Genomic DNA, 19,163 nt, shown 5'->3' with positions numbered 1-19,163 from the left:
CGGAAAGTCTATTCTGCGACTTGATCAGCAGCCTGTTCCTTCTTATGTTTAAACACAAAGCGGAGCATCAGAAAATTAGTGGGAACAGCCACAGCGAGCACACACAAGGGAGCTATCTCCTGATCTACATTCAGATACAGGAACAAATTGAACAATCCCATATGTATCAGATAGTTCACCAAATGGCTGCCTCCAAATCCCAAAGCCCTTTTCAAAGAAGGGTTGCTACGAAACGTGAAATAAGAAGTCAGAAAGAAATTACAGATAAAACTCGTCACATAGCCTATCGTGTAGGCAATATTCAAGTTGGTCATTTCGTATTCCTGCAACAGATAATAAACCCCATAATGTATTCCGGCAGCCAACGTTCCCACCGTGCAATAACGAATAAACTGGTAACGTTTACCCTTCGATTGAAATACTGATTTTACAATTTCCATTAGTAAGTAGTTTTAGTTTTATAGTTCAGTTCAGATGTTTCATTTTCATTCAGTCAGATGGACGCGCAAAGTCCTGAGTCAGTTGTTCCCACACTATTTTCAGCCATATCAAGGTACAAGGCAGAGCCTTCAGAGCATAAGGTTTCACATATTCCGCTCTTATAAATCTTGGAAAAAGATCGGTAGTAGACAAAGAAGTCAGTAGAATACAGAATATAAGCAATGACAGATTCAATATCGGTGTGGCAGCTTTTGTCGGTGTCTTTACATACCAGACTCCAACAGCAACCATAGCAGTCAGATAGCCATAAGTTTCCGTTCCGGTACTGAACAGTACCATAAACAAAAGCGCAGAAGACAAAAATAAGAATCTGAAAGATTCATATTGATATTGCCGGATGCGTAAATAAGGAAGGGCAAACAAAATCATTCCGGGCACGATTATCCATAAATCGCTGAATGAGGCTCCCGTTATCCGATGTAACATACCCAGCAAAGATATGTTTTGATTGACGCTAAACTGATTCAGCCCATTCTTATAGACAAGCACATCGAACCATTCCTTATACGAATGAACGACATATTCCGGAGAAGCATAGAGCATCGGAAGCAGAAAAACGATCACTGCCCAAAAGACTAATCCGCCGGTGAGTTTCATTTTATGTTTCGAGAATAAAAAGAAAGCCAGTCCGACTATCCCATAAAGTTTGGTCATAGTTCCTAATACAATCATCAAAGCAGCCCAAAAATCCTTTTCTTTCTCGATCAGCACATACGAGAATATAATCATAGCCGTAATACCTATGCTATATTGCTGAGACAAAACAGCTGTAAAAACGTCATTTACAGAAACTAATATAACAACAGCAAATTGCCACTTTTTCAAATCTAACTTGCTGATAGCATAATAAAGAAAACCACAATTCACCAGGCACCAAAGGATCATCCCCAAGGGTCTGGGAAGAACCGCAAAAGGAGAAATCAACGCAGTGAAAGAAATACCATACAGAAAGAAATCCTTCTGTTCCTGAAGATATTCTACATATAAAGAAGAAGAAGATATCGCATGCCAAAAAGACTGGCTAAATATAACATAATTGCTATATGTCCCCTTCATCATCAATGATAAACTGCAAGCTAATCCTACTCCCATCCACAAGATGAATAGAAAGACGGGATTCTGCACATATCCTTTCAACCTCTCCAACATATCATCAATAAGTTTTTTAGTTCATTTACAAATACCCCCTTTTTCATATCAGGCAACATCACTTCGCCTCTTAAGTCTACAGGAACCTCTTTGATGAAGGTGGTATCATCAAGAGAAGCCTTATATATAAACTCCGTATCAAATAAGAACTGTTTAATACGAGTGGACGCAAGAAAAGCTTTTCCCTTACAGTTAAACCCCTTTAATCCCCCCTGCGTATCTGTGTGGGTCAGCCCTAACAGCATAAAGTTCAAGAAACGTGAAGCATGACTCGCCAACTTTCTACGGGTAGAAAGTTGTGAATAATACGTATGATTACGATTTGCTACAACTACATCATACCCTTCCTCAAGATATTTAATCACCTGACAAACAGACTCAATCTTATATGGAAAATCATAATCTGTATAAAGAGCCAGCTCTGAATCAGAATGTGCTATACCATCACGAACAGCAGCTCCTTTCCCTTGATTTATCTTATTGTCTACAATGATAGTGTTGGGTAAGTTATTTGTCAAACGAAGTACAGCTTCTTCCGTAAATCCGCGTTTGGAACCATCATTTACTACGATAAAGCGAATATTGTACCCATTCAGCATCCCTTCCAACTCTTTATGTTTCTCAATCAGTTGCTGCTCCCATCCTTCATGAGGATTATAACAGGGCAATATGACGTCAATCCGTTCATCATCTTTTTTATGTAGAAAAGGAGTTGGGGTTCTTGATGTATAGTCCTGAGTTAATTGTTCCCAGATGATTTTAAACCAGATAATAGCACATGGGAGAGCTTTAAGTGCAAATGAAGTTATGTATTCAGTCCTGAAATGTTTTGAAAAAAGAATACTGCTTGAAGACGCTGCCGTCAACACAAAACAGAATAGCAATAAGCATGTATTCAGCACAAACGATTTTTTATACGTTGGCGTACTTACATACCATATACCCACACCAATTAGAGCTCCCACATATCCACATTCTTCCGTTCCCGTACTAAACAAGACCATAAATAACAGAACTGATGCCAAAAACGAAAGCCGAAAATTTCTATTCTCGTATTGTCCAATACGAAAATAAGGTAATAAGAATAAAACAATTCCAGGAATTATCAGCCACATATCACTATATTCAACAGCATGAGTAATCTTTCGAACCATTCCTAATAAAGAGATATTCTGATAAAAGCTCAACTCATTAACATCATTCTTAACTACAAGAATACTAACCCATTCTTTATAAGAATCAAATACATATTGTGGAGAAGTATAAAACATTGGAACTACAAATAGAACGAATGCCCAAAATAGAATTCCCCACAGAAAATATAATTTTCTTTTAGAGAAAAGGAAAAAAGCTAACCCCACAATCCCATAAATTTTGGTTAATGTGCCTAACACAATCATCAATGCAGCCCAAAAATCTTTTTTTCTCTCGACAAGAATAAAAGTAAAAAGAATGAAAGCGGCTACTGCTGCATTATACTGCTGAGTCACAACAGATAAATATAAGCCATTATATGACAACCAAACAATAATGGCTGTTTTCCATTTTTCAAACTCTAACTTTTTTATAGCAAAGTACAATAAAAGAGCATTACACAAACTCCACAAAGCAGAACCCACCATTGTTGGCATGATTGAAAAAGGAGCAATCAATAAAGTAAAAGGAATGCCATATAGAAATAAATCAAAATATTCTTTAGGATATTCTACATATAAAGGCGTTTGCTCCAAAGCATGAAAAAATGAACGGGAAAATATCAAGTAGTTATTTGCAAGTCCTTCTGTCCAGCTTACCCAAAATCCCCTGATAGCCACCCCAAACCACAAAATTGCTAATACAATAGGATTTTGCACTAACCTTAGTATAAATCTTATTATATCTTTCATTTCATTATATCCTTGTTTAGTTTTATATAATCTATAAAACGACCAAAACTAACATTCTTTTTCCTAAAATATAGGATGAAAGCATCCAGCCTTTTTTCCATTCCTTCTCCTGCATGATTTCGTATAATAAATGGCAGTTTCCATTCCGGATGTTCATTTAACGGATAAAATTCCCACGGATGAAAGTATGTCACAAAATATCCATCATGCCGATGAGCGTATTTACACAGCCAACGAAAAAGTGAAGCAGGCAAATTATGGCAGGAAAGCCAAAATAAAGGAAAACGCAGCAAAGGAGTAACTGATGCCGGCATTTGCATCACACGGTCTTTTATAAAAGGAGTACGAGGAGTAGAGAGCCGCATATATCTTCCCGGGATAAATGTCGGATTCAAGGAAGAATTATATATATACCCCGCCTCATATACAGCTTTTTCCGACACAGGCATCATGCGTGCCTGCCGATAGCCATAAACTTTGGTTCCGGTGATTTCCTCCAACTGATCTTTCGACCTTTTCAGATCTTCCACTTTAAAGGTCCAATGATAGAAGCCATGAGAAGCAATCTCGTGACCTCCCTCCTGAATGCGCTTTATTATATCAGGAGCATGAAGAGCAAAATTTGCCGTACAGAAAAAGGTCGCTTTTACCTGATTCCGTTCCAAGCAATCCAAAATTCGGGTAGTCCCCTCTACAGAAACTTTAATTTGCTCTTCCATTGATATGTCCACCTGATGTTCTTTGGGCACATCAAATTCCTCAATGTCAAAACTTAATAAAATCATTCCAATATTAGTCTAGTTTACGTTTGTTGCTGTGAGTTGCTGCAAATATACAGCCACAGCCTATAATGCTTGCATATCGTTTAGTCTTTTATAATAACCATCTAATTCCAATAATTCTTCATGACGTCCACGCTCTACGATTTCCCCTTCATAGAGCACACAAATCTCATCCGCATTTTTGATAGTAGAAAGACGGTGAGCAATTGCAATCGTGGTACGCGTCTTCATCAATCTCTCCAATGCTTCCTGTACCAAACGTTCCGATTCAGTATCCAGTGCTGAAGTAGCCTCATCCAGAATCAAGATGGGAGGATTCTTCAGAATAGCACGGGCGATGCTGACACGCTGTCTCTGTCCACCGGAAAGTTTGCCGCCACGGTCACCGATATTTGTATTATATCCTTCCGGCTTTTCCATAATAAAATCATGGGCATTGGCAATCTTAGCAGCCTCTACGACTTGTTCCATAGTTGCATTTTCTACGCCAAAAGCAATATTATTGAAAAATGTATCATTAAAAAGAATGGCTTCTTGATTGACATTGCCAATCAAACTGCGCAAATCGGCAATACGTACATCTTTAATACTTGTACCATCGATGGTAATATCTCCTCCTTGCACATCATGATAACGTGGCAATAAATCTACGAGCGTTGATTTTCCTGAGCCTGACTGTCCTACCAAAGCAACTGTCTTTCCCTTTGGCACTGTTAAGTTCACATGTTTCAACACTTCTCTTTTACCATCATAGCTAAAGCTTATATCTTTAAACTCAATCCGATCATTCATTCCAGTCAATGGTTTCGGATTAGGAATTTCTTTAATATTATTCTCAGCCTTCAATATTTTGTCCACGCGTTCCATAGAAGCAAGCCCCTTGGGGATATTGTAACCTGCCTTGGCAAAGTCTTTCAACGGATTTATCACGCTATACAAAATAACCATATAAAATATAAACGTCGGTGCAGTCAATGACGAATTATGCCCTAAAATCAAAGCACCACCAAACCATAATACAGATACAATCAGAATTGTTCCCAAGAACTCACTCATCGGATGAGCCAAAGCTTGTCGCATAGCCACTTTATTGACAGCATCACGGAGTTCATTACTACACCTCGTAAAACGATCTATCATTCTGTCTTCTGCAATAAACGCTTTGATAATACGCAAACCACCCAATGTTTCTTCCAACTGAGACATTGTATCACTCCACTTACCTTGTGCCTCCAGTGATTGACGCTTTAGTTTTCTTCCGACCTTACCCATCAGCCAGCCCATAGCCGGTAATACCAAAACGGTGAAAAGAGTTAACTTCCAGCTGGTAGCAATCAATGTTATAAAATACAATATAATCATGATAGGGCTCTTTATCAGCATGTCCAATGAGCTGGTAATAGAGTTTTCCACCTCTCCCACATCACCACTCATACGAGCTATAATATCTCCTTTTCTCTCCTCTGAGAAAAAGCCCATCGGCAAACGCATTACCTTCGCATATACCATGATACGGATATCCCTGACAACTCCTGTACGTAATGGAATCATCACAGCTGAAGATGCAAAATAACAGGAAGTTTTAAATAAAGTCATCAAAGCCAGAAACAGTCCCAGAAAAATCAAAGCAGTAGTAGGACCATTATCCTGAATCATTTGGGAAACATAATAATAGAAATTATTTATCGCAACATCTTTAAAACCGGCAGTTCCCCATTCCATATACTCATATACCTTATTATTCTCTCCTGTTTTAAACAAAATGTCCAGAATCGGAATTAACAAAGTAAATGAAAACACATTGAATACAGCTGACAAGATATTCAGCAAAATAGCCCATCCGATATACTTCTTATATGGCGACACAAAACGTCGCATCAGTTGCAAAAATTCCTTCATTATTTGAAATAAAATAAGTTAAGGCTGCAAAGATACAATAAAACTGTCTAACAGTTGAAGGTTTCTTTTAATAATTAATACGAATTATATAATAGCCACCTTCTTGACCATTTATTCGTCTATTTCACTCCAACACTACTCATTATCAAAAGATATGGGCACCACATGATAATAAACCCCATGAGATCTCCGGTACGATTTCACTCCCAGCTTTTGCAGAATACGCCCCAAATAAGATACTTGCCGAGGTGAAAACTTCATCTTACTAGCCTTCTGTATTCGTTGTAGCAAATCCGCAGCAAGCAACCATTCTCCTGCCTCTTCGTCGGCCGCCGCCCGATAATATACCTGAAACAATTGCTCGATCGCAGGAGATTGCTCAAACTCCTGATTAGACTCCGTCATAATAGCTTCCTCTTCTGCATCAAACCAATACCGTTCATTTTTATAAAGCGCCGTCATTGCTTGTGCATAAAGCTGCTCATAATCAATGGGACGCACCACATCAATCACTCCCGTCACTTCGACGCCGATAAAACGGCGACTACCGGAAGTGTCTGTTAGTAAGTCTTTATGATTACTCGTCCCGATAAAAGAAGCATACCGCCGAAGTGATTCTACAGCTGACGCATTCGGGCGACGGGTATTAACAACCGGTTTTTGCAAAATATGTTTAAGGAATGACTGTTGATTGACACCTATCTGATCAAACTCATCCATATTGATGAGAAGAAAACGATTCAGATACAACTCGGCGTCCCTTTTACGGCTAAAGTCAATGCTGTCCGTATAATACGCCTGCAAACAAGGAGGCAAAATCAGACGGCAAAAGGTGGACTTACGATAAGCCTGCGGACCGATTAAAATAGGTGAAGTACTGTTCGCATGATTTTTGTCAACTCCACGCCAGTGCGCCACTGTACTGAGAAACCAACGACGAAAAAGTTGTCCCCAATGAGGATTATCACAAGGAACTCTTTCAGCCAGGTCACGGATGTGGTCTTTACCGTCCCAATGGGGAAGATCATAAAGAAATTCCTCGACAGGGTGATAAACGGGAACATGATCGGAATTCAGATATCGGACCACATCCTTATCCCAAAGTTTGATGCCCTCATACATCGCATTCATCGTAATACTTGCCATCACCCGTTTGTCTATGGGGCGAAAATAAAAGTTGAAGCTGTTCCGCTCACGGTATTCCACGCTCGAAGTCAGCATATTGAAACGAAACTCATAGCGGCGTTTCATAAACTCATCTGTCTGCATGACAAACAATTGCTCCGGCAGCAAACTACTTTTATCGGCAAAACCCTCGCACGTACCATACACGTTCTTCACCGTCTCGCGAATCAGGAATTCATCTTTCGGTAAACGATAATGAGCACGTGCCCATCGCACGGTGTCTTCCTGTGGAATACCGGCACGAAAACACTGCTCAGCCAGACAAACAAGCAATGAGTGTATATCATCGCCTGGGCGGTATCCTTTTTGCTCGGCCAATGCCCGGGCAAATGCTGCTTCAAAAAGAACAGAAAGTGCTTCGTAACTATCATATCCGGGAACAAGCCGCTGTAAAGGAGAAGCCTGCGCCTGTACCTGCTCTCGATAGGTGGTTTCCCCCGGCAAAGATGCTGGCTGTTTCAGATAAACAGGCATGGCTTCGGGATTAAAATACAGCTCTGGATCGAAAGTCAGCCGGCAATACTGTTCCAGCGAAGGCTCTCTTAATTCGATATCAAACGGGAGTTGGGGCTGGTAATATTTCACAGCCAGACGATAAGCATGCGCATGAAAGACTTCCGCCTGTTCGCGATTATCAGGCAGACGATTGTCGGGATACGTAAAACGAACCCATATCTTTACAGACTTTCCTGAAGAACCGATAAAAGCAAGATACGTCTGAGGCAGTTCCTTCACACACTCCTTCACCTCATCAGCTTCCATACGTCCGGACAACCCGTTGACCTGAAGCATAACGATTCCATTATATTCGGCCATCGCCATCACCCCGTTTTTTCTGACAAAAGCTGCCGCCGGAAGTATCTTCGGGACCCTCTCTATATAATCATTTTTATCACCGGGAAGTATATAAGGCAGGACTTCTCTCATATTAGAGACCAGTTGTGCTTTAGTTTCCTTTTTCATCTGCTCTACGAGCTGTTCAATCTTCAACGTACGCATCGTATTTACTTTGCCATCGTCTCTCACTTGTGTTATTCTCATTTTTTCTTTCGCTGTTTGTCCTGCTTGCGTGTGTAGGGCAATATATATTTTGCACAAAAGTACTGTAAACATTCTATGTAAACAAGTTTCTGATCATAAGTTTCATTCCCATCTCCTCTCCTTCTACTAGAAAAGAAAAAATAGATTTTAGTCTCACGGTCTCACTACTTTTACATAATCACCAAATAATTAATATATTATAGGATGAGAGATACTTTTTACAGAGGTATCTCTCATCATTTCCCCACTGAAATTACTCTCTTCTAACCTGTCTCTCACCTTTTTTGATTATCTCTCATTCTGCTTTCCAACTTCCATTATTTAATTTCAGACCTATACATTTCTCCTTTTAGAAGTACTTTAAGGCGCATATATTTTACCATTCATTATCATGCAAACAATCCTATAATTGCTTGTTTTACAACTATTATTGTTGTATCTTTGAAAGACGTTATTCATCATACTACCCGGGTGAACCGACCTGTTCACCCAGGTACACAGATACGTTCTCGAAGGTGCAATGATCGGTTCACCCAGGTAGAACGATGAAGATGTCAGTAAGATGACACGCAGATAAAGGCTTTAAATGCCGAAGAGATAAGTAACACCATATATAAACAATAGATAAACAACAATTAAGATGGCAGTACAATTCGAATTTTATAAGAATCCCGTTCAGGGAGAAGAAGAGGGGGAAACAAGTTATCATCCCAGAGTCGTGAATTTTCAACACGTGACTACCCAAAGACTGGCAGCCGAAATTCACTCGGCAACTACCTTTGGCAAGGCCGAAGTGGAAGCAATGTTAATGGAACTCAGTCGGTGCATGGGCAACCACTTACGCGAAGGGCAAAGAGTACATCTTGACGGGGTCGGTTATTTTCAGATCACATTACAAGCAACAGAGCCGATACATTCCATGGCCGCACACGCTGACAAAGTGAAGTTTAAATCGGTCAGTTTCCTGGCGGACAGAGATTTAAAAGGTGAGCTTATAGGTATGCACGCACAACGCTCAAAGTATAAACCCCACTCGGCTACCCTCTCCCAAGAAGAAATAGACAAAAAATTAACCGGGTACTTCGCTACACATACGGTTTTGACCCGCTCTGATATGCAGTCACTTTGCCAATTCACACACAGTATGGCGGCACGCCATATTCGCAGGTTGAAAGAAGAAGGTTCTTTGCAGAATATCGGAATTCGTACGCAACCGATTTATGTGCCGTGTCCAGGACATTACGGGAAATAGTTGTAAAATAGAATGAGAGATACCCAAAAACAGCATGAGAGATAGACTAAAATAGAGTAATTCCAGTGAGAAAAGAATGAGAGATACCTTTGTAAAAAGTATCTCTCATTCTATAATATCTTAATTATTTGGCGATTATGTAAAAGTAGTGAGACCGTAAGACTAAAAAAATTCTTTTATAGCGGACTTAGATCTAGTCACAACACCCAAAGAGGAAGCCCAAATGAGTTTCCTCTTTTACCTAATATCGCTTATGGAATATCTTGAATAATTCCTTCCCAACTATCAATCCCTATTCGAGATAAATACTGTTCAAAATAATCATCTTCTTCATCTGTATCCGCTTTTTGATAGGTTGTCCATACAGGCTTGGCTTCACCATTATGAGGCGCTTCGGTATACTTACGCAAACCCAAACAGGCACCATCTCCCAAATGATCAAACCAGCTATGCCATTGTATTCCATCAATGCCGTCCAGATTATTAATCTTTTTCCAGCCATAAGCAAAGCCGGCAGCCTGATCCTGCAAATCATTATCACTATAACTTGGAGAACATGTTCCTGCCTCAGAAAGCCAGACAGAACGTTTCACTGTTCCTTTATATTTATTGGAGGAGAGACTTACCCACTTATCCAAAACCTCCAAATTTTTCAAGGTCACATATTCCGTGTCCATAGAATAAGTTGCCTGTTCATCATCCCAAGTGCACGGGTTACCTAACTGAGCCGGGTAACTATGACACGCCAATGACCAGAAGAAATCACCTTCGCTTTCACTGAACTGATTCATAAAGTCGAGCATATCTCTTACTTTATACCAACCGCCACCGGCAGCGATATTCCATCCATGCGAGAAAGAGATAAAGACTTCTGAGTGCTGGTCATATTGATGCGCAATATTATAGCACATACGCATCGAACGGAGATAAGTATCCATAAACGTGGCAATCGGTTTGTCACCCATATTGGTCCAATGACTTCCTCCATCCACTTCGTTATGTATAATCCAGTGCGCTATGCGCATATTAGGGTCACTATATCTTTCTGCCAGGAAGTCAAGTGCTGCAGCGTAACAATTTGTAGACTCTATTGTGGTCATATTGGGCATTGTATAAGGAGCTATACCATTAAAATCCGGATGTTTCAAAAGAGTACCGGCATCTCCGGTAGGAGGAACCAGCAAAATACCTGCTACAGAGATTCCACGTTTACTCGTTTGCTCCAACACAGCATCAAATGAACTCTTCATATATCCCTCATTAAAATAATATGTCCTGCCACCGTAAGTATGCGGAATATCTCCTTCCTGTTGAGAAAGATGCATGAAATGAGAAATAGGAATGTTGATGGTGGCACTGGCAATACCCAAATCATCCAAATCAGATGCAAGGAATCCATGGTTTATCAATCCTCCCAACCCCTTCTTAGATTTTAAAGGAATAGCCTCAACACTTTGTTTTACGTGTATTTTATCCACGTTCGCATAGCGGGCATGAGAAACAATCTCATCCTTGGAAGCTCCTTCTTTGTATATAGCCCACTTAGACAATAAACGATCATACTTATAGTCACCTATAGTAACATATCTATCCAACTGAACGTTAAAAGAGCCGTTTGATAAAGGTGTTTTATTTTCCACCTTTTCCACTTTGAACATATCCACAAATGGTGGAATCTCTCCCAAGAAGAAAGTACCTTCTCCCGTATAGTTACCTTGAATACTGATCGTACTCTCTCCTACCACCACATCAGTTACATGGCAATCATATTCTTTATTCAGATAATCTTTAATTCCTTGTTCGTACTTCTCTTTATTAAGTGCTTCATTATTCTCGTCCTCTTCCGCCTGTTTTTCCTCATCATTCATCATACGTAGGCGTATATTACGCATTTGTATGATATTATTAGGCTGGTCTCCAAAATCCAGACGCAGAAAATCTTTCACTTTTCCCCAATCAAACTCCTGTCTATATTTCTTTAGACGAACGCTGAATGAAGCCCATTCCGTAGAAGCAGGAACGGTTCCCGCACTCATGCTATGAGTAGCATCAATCCCATTTTTTGCATCAGCAAAAAAGAGTTCAAGGTTACTCATCCCCATTTCCGTCTGATATTCAAATTCAAGAACATTACATTCTTCGGGAACATCTTCTTTAAACAAACCGGCAGTCGCCCAAGGATCACCATTAGTAGTTTCTATCGTATAACTACTGTCTTCATTCTGAGTTAACGTTACTCCCGACTTATAGGGCCCATCCAATAACATATAAACAGGCGGGATAACAATATCCTCAGGAGGAATAACTTCTCCCCCATCATCTTCAATAAAGTCATCATTACAGGAAGACAAGTTCATCACAAAAAATGCCATTAAAAACAACATGCCACATCGCCCTAACAGGCGTTCAGGCCTTCTCGTAAAGAAAGCTTTCAAATTTTCCATAATTTCAGTTTTAGTTAATAATGTCGTTGATTAAAAATTCTCAATAATATTCCAATCAGGAATTCCAATTAAAGGTAAGAATTGTTCGAAGTATTCATCTTCTTCATTTGTGCCTGCTTTTCGATAAACTTCCCACACAGGTTTGGCTTCCCCTCTGTAAGATTCATCCAAGTATTTACGCAATCCGAAGCAAGCTCCGTCTCCCGGATGATCAAACCAATTATGCCATTGTAGCCCATCAATCCCTTCCAATGCATTGATTTTCTTCCAGGCGAAAGCCAAACTAGCCGCTTGCTTCTGAAAATCTTCATCCGAATAAGTAGGAGAATTTACTCCAGCCTCAGAAAGCCAGACAGAGCGCTTAATAGTCCCTTTATATTTATTTTCTTTGGTAAGCGCCCACTTACTCAGAACTTCCAGATTCTTAAACGTAATAAATTGGGTATCCATGGAAAACGTTGCGTTCGGATCAATCCAAACACATGGATTCGTCAAATCCTGAGAATAGCTATGATAAGCTAATCCCCACTGAAAGTCCCCTTCTACCCGACTATAAACATTCAACAAATCAATGATTTCCTTGCTTGTATAGAGCCACCATCCCACATTCGCTATCTGTGTCCAGGAATGTGTAAAGGAGCCCAAAACCTCTGCCTGCTTATCATATTGGCGTACTATATTATAACATATACGCATTGATTTTATATAGGTGTCCGTAAATACAGTAAGAGGTTTTACTCCCATATTTGTCCAGTCTATACAGCCGTCTACCTCATTATGCATAATCCAATGAGCTATACGCCCGTAGCGATTGTCCGCCGTACAATATCTTTTCGCCAGAAAATCAAATGCCGCCGCATAACAATTTACCGATTCCAGAGTAGTCATATTAGGCATTGTATAAACCCCTCTTTCATAATCCGGATGTTGCAACAATGCCCCCAAGTCAGGGTCTACACATTTAGCTGCCGGTTCGACAAGAATGATGGCAGCAACAGCAATATTCCGTTTGGCTGCTTCTAAAAGAGGAACGTCAAGCACAGTCTTGAGGTAACCTTCATCCATATAATAGGTTCTTCCCCCATAAGTATGCGCAATATCTCCCGCTCTTGGCGTCAGATGCATAAACTGAGTGATACAAACATTAATCGTAGCACTGCTTATCCCCAACGAAGTAAAATCCGATATATATTGGTTAGGAATAATTCCACCCAACCCTTTCTTTGAAGTCAGTTTGATAGCCGGAAGATTCTGAAACGCATGAATTTCATCCGCTTGATGCGCATGAGAAACCAGTTGGTCTCTTTCTACTCCCTCTTTATAAATAGCCCACTTTGACAAAAGACGGTCATATAATGCTCCATCCCTTTCTACATAACGCTCTAACTTAATTTCAAAAGATGAATCTTCTAACTTCAACTTATAAGGAGCCTTCTTCACATCTATGATATCCAAATAAGGAGGAATCTCACCTAAAAAGAAGTTGCCTTCACCGGTATATTCACCAGTAACGCGAACGGAAGATTCCATTACTGAGACCTGAGAAATTTTACACGAATAGCTTTTTCCCAAATAAGCATTCAGATCTTGTTCGTGTTGAATATCTTCTTCGTCAAAAGGAGATTCAGGTATCTCCTCTTTCTCTTCCTCGTGACAGGAAGAAACAATGAAAGGACAGCAGGACAGAAACAAAAGAATAATAAACGACTCAATATAAGCCTTTCTCATTTTAAAAAATGACTTTTCAATAGCTCCATAAGTAAACTGTAAAAGGGTTTAGGTTTAATTGTACAAATATAGAGCTATTAATATGAACACATGCAAAATCCTACTTCTTTTTACAATTTTTATACACAGCAAAAAATATTACTACCGAAAAACATCTTAACTGGCAATCATCTATTATCACAAATGAATACTAATCAACCAGCAAAGCTTTCATTGGCTTTTTGTCTCCCATATAATAGACGGAAATACAAAAAGCTTCCCAATCCGCATGCCCTCCGAATCGCCAGACATAAGAATCGACCCAACAGGGAAACTCTTCGTATCTGAAAGAAACAACACCGTCTTCTGAGTGGAGATAAGTGGTCACTATATCCTGAAATTGCGCATGAGAACGTTTTGCGCATGGAATGACAAATGCCATATGCAAAACGATCGCACTTGCTGCCACAATTGATACACTTCTACACCAAACCGCATTAAATGAAGTCTGTTCACTGATCAGCTTGATTAAAATCACAACAGAAAACAACTCTATTCCAAACAATTGCCGGACATTTCGAAATCCTATAACCAAGCTAAAAACAAGTTCAATTAAGATTACATAAAAATAAAGTTGATTATCATAGAAAAACTTTCTCAGAGTATGATTATTGTTGTTTCTCTTTTCACGAAAAAAAGTATATACCAGCAAAAACAGAAGAACATAAAATGCCCGAAGCTCACCGATTATCAATAAGAAGGTTTCCCAGATGGAAGGATGATCAAACGACGCGCGCCCGCGGGCAGCAGGCGATAAACACAACAACAAGGTCCCAAGCCAAAAGCCGGCAACCAAAGCTACTTCAGGTGATTTGGGCTTCCTCTTATTATATTGTACACAATAAATAATAAACAAAGCCCCGGAAATGCCAATAACCAAAGATTCATGTGTCCAACCAGAAATGACGCCCAGCAAAAAAAGAAGAAAAGCAACTCCCCAATTCACCCTTTCCATTTGCCGCACTTTAGTATAAACAAGCAGAAAAGCCAAACAAAGAACGGCGCTCCAAGTATAATTGAGAGCACCACTCATCAGTAAAAAGAGATCAACCGGGCAAGGCAATAAGAACCATATAAAGAAAACTGCAGCAACCCAGTAACCGAATTTTGTCAGATTTCTTTTTCCGGAAATCCATATAACCAACATATTAAGTAACAGAAAAGCGAATACATTGATTAAATTAAAACAATTCTCCCCCCAAAGTCCGGCAAACGACTGCTCCAGAATATGAGGAATGGTACGGCCATTCACATAAAAATAATGATTATATTGCGAAAAAATAACATCGGTAAATGATGATATCTTCTGCTCAAATCCTATCGATGCGCCTTCAAAGAAAGACTTAGCTGCCACAGGAGTCAAATAGAATGAATAAAGATAATCATCTCCACATATCGGAGTGTACATATTCATCAGGTAAAATAAACTTCCTATTATCAACAGAAATGCGCCAATACCAATCCGAACCGTTTTTTTACTCATAATCTTAGTTATTGTTTCACACCATTATATTCTCTTGCAATGTAGGTAGGACGATTCTTTGTTTCATTGAAAATACGTCCTATATACTCCCCTATGACTCCCAAGGACAGCAACTGTATCCCACCTAGAAAAAGAATCACGACCATCAGAGTAGGGAAACCCTGTACTACTTCGCCCCATATCAATGTTTTAAACATGATGAAGCACATGTATATGAAAGCAACCAAGGAAACTATAATTCCAGCAAAAGTAGAAATGCGTAAAGGAGCTACAGTAAAGGAGGTCACCCCTTCCACAGCCAAGCTCAGAAGGCTGAAAAAGTTAAACGAAGATGTACCGGCAACACGATCTTCCTGCTCGAATTTGATCTCTTTCTTACGAAATCCAATCCAGCAATACATACCTTTAGTATATCTTTGGCTCTCACGCATCTGTTTCAAAGCGTTTATACAACAACGATCTAACAGTCTGAAATCACCGACATTCGGGAGAATCTCCACACGGGTCGTTTTCTGCAATAACTTATAGAATAACAAGGACAGATATTTACGCATCAAACTCTCCTTGCCTCTGGTTATTCGCTTTGCGTATACATCATCATACCCTTCTTCCCAATATTTCAACATTTCAGGGATTAAGTGAGGAGGATGTTGCAAGTCAGCATCCATAATCACCAGACAATCGCCCGTAGCATAATCGAAACCAGCTAACATTGCTACTTCTTTTCCAAAATTGCGCGACAGGTCGACAAAATTAATTCTCTCGTCTTGTGATCTCAAAAATTTAATAACTTCCAATGTTTTATCATGGCTGCCATCATTAACAAACAAAATCTCCCACTCATATTCTGCATAAGAATCCATCATTTCTTTTAGCTTCGAATAGAGCTCCGGAAGAGAGAGTTCCTCGTTGTATGCAGGTATTAAAACACTAACTTTACTCATATTTTTTTAGATTTTAGAACAAAACGAACAAGAAGGAAATTAACCGGCACTACTAATGCAAACACAGGAAGAGGTGCCCATCTCTCGGGAACTCCGATCCATATAAATAGCGACAACAGCCCGATATGCAACAAATAATTGATAAAATGACTGATGCCAAATCCTATTCCTTTCCTAACAGTAGGCTTAGTATTAAAGGTGAATATATTAGACAAGTAAAAATTCAGAATAAAGCTAATAGCATAACCAATAGTATATGCAATAGCTGGTAACATCAATACACATAAAAAGAAATAAATACCATAATGAGTAGCAGTTGCCAGAACACCAACCAATATGAAACGAACAAACTCTCTACGCTTATTAAAAACAGACATCATCCAATACTCTTTTATTGATTTTGATCCAACTACCTACAGGAGACTTATAAAACGGTACAATATTATAAATAATATATAAGACCAGCAAAAAAGTATAACTAAATATACAAAAATAAATAATATCACCTCTCCATTAGATTAAATCATAGAATGATATCTAAGGTGCAATTTCTCTACTCATCTTCATGAGTTACCACCACACATCACTTTATACATTCAAGAAAAAAGCTCCCTTATTTTGATCACAACATCCATATTCTGCGAATCAAATTTTCGAGCAAACAAATGCTCTGTTTCTAATAAATATTGCAAATCCTCCATTTTCCAAACATAAGGATTCCCCCGTTCCCAATCAATTGCACGAAGTCCGGCATTCAACTGCTCACTACCTGGATAAATATGACTCCGCCTTTCTGAGTTCCACAATATAGATTGAAGAAATATTTCGTCACCACAGCAAACATTTTTAAAACGCCTTAAAATAAAAGACTTTTGGGCTAATATAATTGTTAGCAACTCATGCGTAATACTAACCCAATTGGAACCCTTTTTAAATTCAATTTCTTTAGGTCGGTTATAATGGAAGAAATCCTGCAACTTTAAAAAGTTTATTCGAAGAGATTGTACTTGCTTTTTAAAAATACGAGGTGGAATTTTATAATAACGACAGAACAAATGATATTTAAAAACCTTTCTTTCGAGATCTTTTAAATTAGCCTCACCACAAGAGTAAGGCACAAACTCATACCCCTTATTTTTCTCGAAGAAATGATGGATATAGTCTTGTGACTTTATCGGCAAATCGACTCCTGACAACAAATGATAATAATCATAAGGACCTTTCATACTGGCTGTCTCAAGTAACAACAGTTCAGCCTTTACCACACTAATATCACCCCATCTTACGTCAAGACGTTGCTCAAGTACAAAAAGACGAGCTTTTGCAAGCCGAAATAAATCTTGCTCTAAAGGTCCGAGCACGACTTTCTTATCAATATGCAGATATATATCATTCCTCCCATCATCAAGCATAGAAAGTAGTATCTTCAATATTTGAAATTCATTATGGGCCAGAATTAAAAAAGCATGTCTCATTACCTTTGCATCATTAAATAAGTTCATTATCATGCAAAGATACAACAGATAGAATTCCAATACAACAATAGTTAGATAAATTCCAAACATATATTTTGATAAGTATTGGAATCTATCTATCTTTGTGAAATTTAAGTCTTAAATCATTAAATTGGAGCTGACACCCGATTCTTAATGGAGACAAAGACAATAACGTCATTAACCTAAACAACTATTATATAGACCAATAATATCCATAATTACAATGATAGATAAACCTATATATGTGACTTCCCCCCTACTGCCTTCTTTGGAAGATTTTACTTTCTTATTAAAAGAAATATGGGAAAGCAAAATGCTGACAAATAATGGCAACTTCCACCAAAAACTAGAAGAGGAATTAGCTAAGTATCTTAAAGTTCCCTATCTCAGTTTGTTTACGAACGGAACTCTACCTTTAATAACCGCTTTACAAGCAATGAGAATTACCGGTGAAGTGATAACTACTCCCTTTAGCTTTGTAGCAACAACGCATTCTCTTTGGTGGAATGGAATCAAACCTGTTTTTGTAGACATTGAGCCAGAAACCTGTAATCTGGATCCTAGTAAAATAGAAGCGGCCATTACCCCCAGGACTACAGCTATCATGCCTGTACACGTTTACGGGAAGCCTTGTAAAACGAAAGAGATTCAAGAAATTGCCAATAAATATGGATTAAAAGTCATATATGATGCCGCTCATGCTTTTGGAGTAGAAATAAACGGGGAAAGCATTTTAAACTTTGGAGATATGGCTACTCTGAGTTTTCATGCAACGAAAGTTTACAATACTTTGGAAGGTGGAGCATTAGTCGTTCATGACGAGCAGACTAAAAAGCGCATCGACTATCTAAAGAACTTTGGTTTTGCCAGTGAAACTGAAGTTGTAGCCCCCGGTATTAATAGTAAAGTAGATGAGGTACGCGCTGCATACGGATTACTTAACCTTAAGCAAGTAGATCATGCAATCAATTCCCGTCGCAAAGTAGCCATAAGATATAGAGATGAACTTCAAGGTGTTAAAGGGATAACCTTTTTCAATGATATACCAGGAGTACGCCACAATTATTCTTATTTCCCAATTTTCATAAATGCTGAAGAATATGGAATGACGCGTGATGAACTTTATTTTAAGATGAAGGAACATAATGTATTCGGACGCCGTTATTTCTATCCGCTAATCAGTACATTCTCAACATATCGCGGATTAGATTCTGCTAACCCTGACAATCTGCCAATAGCAACCCAAATGTCCAATAACGTCATCTGCTTGCCAATGCACCATGCTTTAAGTGAAAATGAAGTCGAGTATATCCTCCAAATTATAAAGAAATAGT

At 38.9% G+C, this 19,163-nt stretch carries 14 protein-coding genes; 2 read left to right on the top strand and 12 right to left on the bottom strand.

Features of this window, described 5'->3' with window-relative positions:
- Positions 1 to 8: 8 nt before the first annotated feature.
- The 6 genes from ACHLI0_RS14965 to ACHLI0_RS14940 all read right to left on the bottom strand — a co-directional run bounded on the left by ACHLI0_RS14965 (position 9) and on the right by ACHLI0_RS14940 (position 8,443).
- Positions 9 to 440 (bottom strand): GtrA family protein, encoded by a 432-nt coding sequence (locus tag ACHLI0_RS14965; RefSeq protein WP_008767594.1) that lies wholly within the window; start codon positions 438 to 440, stop codon positions 9 to 11.
- Positions 441 to 489: 49 nt separating this feature from the next.
- A complete protein-coding gene (locus tag ACHLI0_RS14960; RefSeq protein ID WP_272185862.1) occupies positions 490 to 1,650 on the bottom strand; it encodes a glycosyltransferase family 87 protein in 1,161 nt (386 codons plus the stop codon).
- The gene (locus ACHLI0_RS14955) at positions 1,635 to 3,536 is read right to left on the bottom strand and encodes a glycosyltransferase 87 family protein (RefSeq protein ID WP_414203256.1); all 1,902 of its coding nucleotides are present in this window, start codon (positions 3,534 to 3,536) and stop codon (positions 1,635 to 1,637) included. Before ACHLI0_RS14955 ends, ACHLI0_RS14960 begins: the two co-directional genes overlap by 16 nt.
- The gene (locus ACHLI0_RS14950; protein ID WP_414203255.1) at positions 3,533 to 4,321 is read right to left on the bottom strand and encodes a polysaccharide deacetylase family protein; all 789 of its coding nucleotides are present in this window, start codon (positions 4,319 to 4,321) and stop codon (positions 3,533 to 3,535) included. Before ACHLI0_RS14950 ends, ACHLI0_RS14955 begins: the two co-directional genes overlap by 4 nt.
- 60 nt (positions 4,322 to 4,381) lie before the next feature.
- Entirely contained in the window at positions 4,382 to 6,217 is a 1,836-nt protein-coding gene (locus ACHLI0_RS14945; RefSeq protein ID WP_225719350.1) for an ABC transporter ATP-binding protein, read from the bottom strand.
- 135 nt (positions 6,218 to 6,352) lie between these two features.
- Positions 6,353 to 8,443, bottom strand: a complete 2,091-nt coding sequence (locus tag ACHLI0_RS14940; RefSeq protein WP_414203253.1) for a virulence-associated E family protein — start codon at positions 8,441 to 8,443, stop codon at positions 6,353 to 6,355.
- Positions 8,444 to 9,083: 640 nt separating this feature from the next.
- Between ACHLI0_RS14940 and ACHLI0_RS14935 the strand changes: the two genes are divergently transcribed.
- Positions 9,084 to 9,695 (top strand): HU family DNA-binding protein, encoded by a 612-nt coding sequence (locus ACHLI0_RS14935; protein ID WP_054959935.1) that lies wholly within the window; start codon positions 9,084 to 9,086, stop codon positions 9,693 to 9,695.
- A gap of 251 nt (positions 9,696 to 9,946) precedes the next feature.
- Here ACHLI0_RS14935 and ACHLI0_RS14930 read toward each other — a convergent pair whose 3' ends face one another.
- From ACHLI0_RS14930 to ACHLI0_RS14905, 6 genes are all read right to left on the bottom strand, one after another.
- A complete protein-coding gene (locus tag ACHLI0_RS14930; protein WP_414203252.1) occupies positions 9,947 to 12,139 on the bottom strand; it encodes a DUF5722 domain-containing protein in 2,193 nt (730 codons plus the stop codon).
- Positions 12,140 to 12,169: 30 nt separating this feature from the next.
- Positions 12,170 to 13,867, bottom strand: coding sequence for a DUF5722 domain-containing protein (locus tag ACHLI0_RS14925; protein ID WP_008767586.1), 1,698 nt, complete (start codon positions 13,865 to 13,867; stop codon positions 12,170 to 12,172).
- A 190-nt stretch (positions 13,868 to 14,057) separates the two neighbouring features.
- On the bottom strand, positions 14,058 to 15,389 hold the full coding sequence (locus tag ACHLI0_RS14920; RefSeq protein ID WP_490749507.1) for a DUF6056 family protein: 1,332 nt from the start codon (positions 15,387 to 15,389) through the stop codon (positions 14,058 to 14,060).
- A gap of 8 nt (positions 15,390 to 15,397) precedes the next feature.
- Complete coding sequence (locus ACHLI0_RS14915) at positions 15,398 to 16,333, bottom strand: glycosyltransferase family 2 protein (RefSeq protein WP_008767584.1); 936 nt, start codon at positions 16,331 to 16,333, stop codon at positions 15,398 to 15,400.
- Positions 16,330 to 16,710: a GtrA family protein gene (locus tag ACHLI0_RS14910; protein ID WP_011108802.1), complete on the bottom strand. Its 381-nt coding sequence runs from the start codon at positions 16,708 to 16,710 to the stop codon at positions 16,330 to 16,332. The genes ACHLI0_RS14915 and ACHLI0_RS14910 overlap by 4 nt, the downstream gene beginning before the upstream one ends.
- A gap of 219 nt (positions 16,711 to 16,929) precedes the next feature.
- Positions 16,930 to 17,808, bottom strand: a complete 879-nt coding sequence (locus tag ACHLI0_RS14905) for a beta-1,6-N-acetylglucosaminyltransferase (protein ID WP_032850643.1) — start codon at positions 17,806 to 17,808, stop codon at positions 16,930 to 16,932.
- Between the two features lie 244 nt (positions 17,809 to 18,052).
- On the opposite strand from ACHLI0_RS14905, the gene ACHLI0_RS14900 reads away from it, so the two are divergent.
- Positions 18,053 to 19,162, top strand: a complete 1,110-nt coding sequence (locus ACHLI0_RS14900; protein ID WP_008762980.1) for a DegT/DnrJ/EryC1/StrS family aminotransferase — start codon at positions 18,053 to 18,055, stop codon at positions 19,160 to 19,162.
- Position 19,163 lies beyond the last annotated feature (1 nt).

The sequence above is a fragment of the Bacteroides sp. RCH18 genome, assembly GCF_058231005.1.
The sequence above is the reverse complement of the archived record's forward strand: the minus strand, read 5'-3'. Positions and strand labels throughout refer to the sequence as shown.

Coding starts and splice junctions, on each gene's coding strand:
- ACHLI0_RS14950 (WP_414203255.1), bottom strand. CDS start 4,321: ATGATTTTATTAAGTTTTGACATTGAGGAATTTGATGTGCCCAAAGAA.
- ACHLI0_RS14910 (WP_011108802.1), bottom strand. CDS start 16,710: ATGTCTGTTTTTAATAAGCGTAGAGAGTTTGTTCGTTTCATATTGGTT.
- ACHLI0_RS14955 (WP_414203256.1), bottom strand. CDS start 3,536: ATGAAAGATATAATAAGATTTATACTAAGGTTAGTGCAAAATCCTATT.
- ACHLI0_RS14900 (WP_008762980.1), top strand. CDS start 18,053: ATGATAGATAAACCTATATATGTGACTTCCCCCCTACTGCCTTCTTTG.
- ACHLI0_RS14960 (WP_272185862.1), bottom strand. CDS start 1,650: ATGTTGGAGAGGTTGAAAGGATATGTGCAGAATCCCGTCTTTCTATTC.
- ACHLI0_RS14945 (WP_225719350.1), bottom strand. CDS start 6,217: ATGAAGGAATTTTTGCAACTGATGCGACGTTTTGTGTCGCCATATAAG.
- ACHLI0_RS14930 (WP_414203252.1), bottom strand. CDS start 12,139: ATGGAAAATTTGAAAGCTTTCTTTACGAGAAGGCCTGAACGCCTGTTA.
- ACHLI0_RS14905 (WP_032850643.1), bottom strand. CDS start 17,808: ATGAGACATGCTTTTTTAATTCTGGCCCATAATGAATTTCAAATATTG.
- ACHLI0_RS14940 (WP_414203253.1), bottom strand. CDS start 8,443: ATGAGAATAACACAAGTGAGAGACGATGGCAAAGTAAATACGATGCGT.
- ACHLI0_RS14920 (WP_490749507.1), bottom strand. CDS start 15,389: ATGAGTAAAAAAACGGTTCGGATTGGTATTGGCGCATTTCTGTTGATA.
- ACHLI0_RS14965 (WP_008767594.1), bottom strand. CDS start 440: ATGGAAATTGTAAAATCAGTATTTCAATCGAAGGGTAAACGTTACCAG.
- ACHLI0_RS14935 (WP_054959935.1), top strand. CDS start 9,084: ATGGCAGTACAATTCGAATTTTATAAGAATCCCGTTCAGGGAGAAGAA.
- ACHLI0_RS14925 (WP_008767586.1), bottom strand. CDS start 13,867: ATGAGAAAGGCTTATATTGAGTCGTTTATTATTCTTTTGTTTCTGTCC.
- ACHLI0_RS14915 (WP_008767584.1), bottom strand. CDS start 16,333: ATGAGTAAAGTTAGTGTTTTAATACCTGCATACAACGAGGAACTCTCT.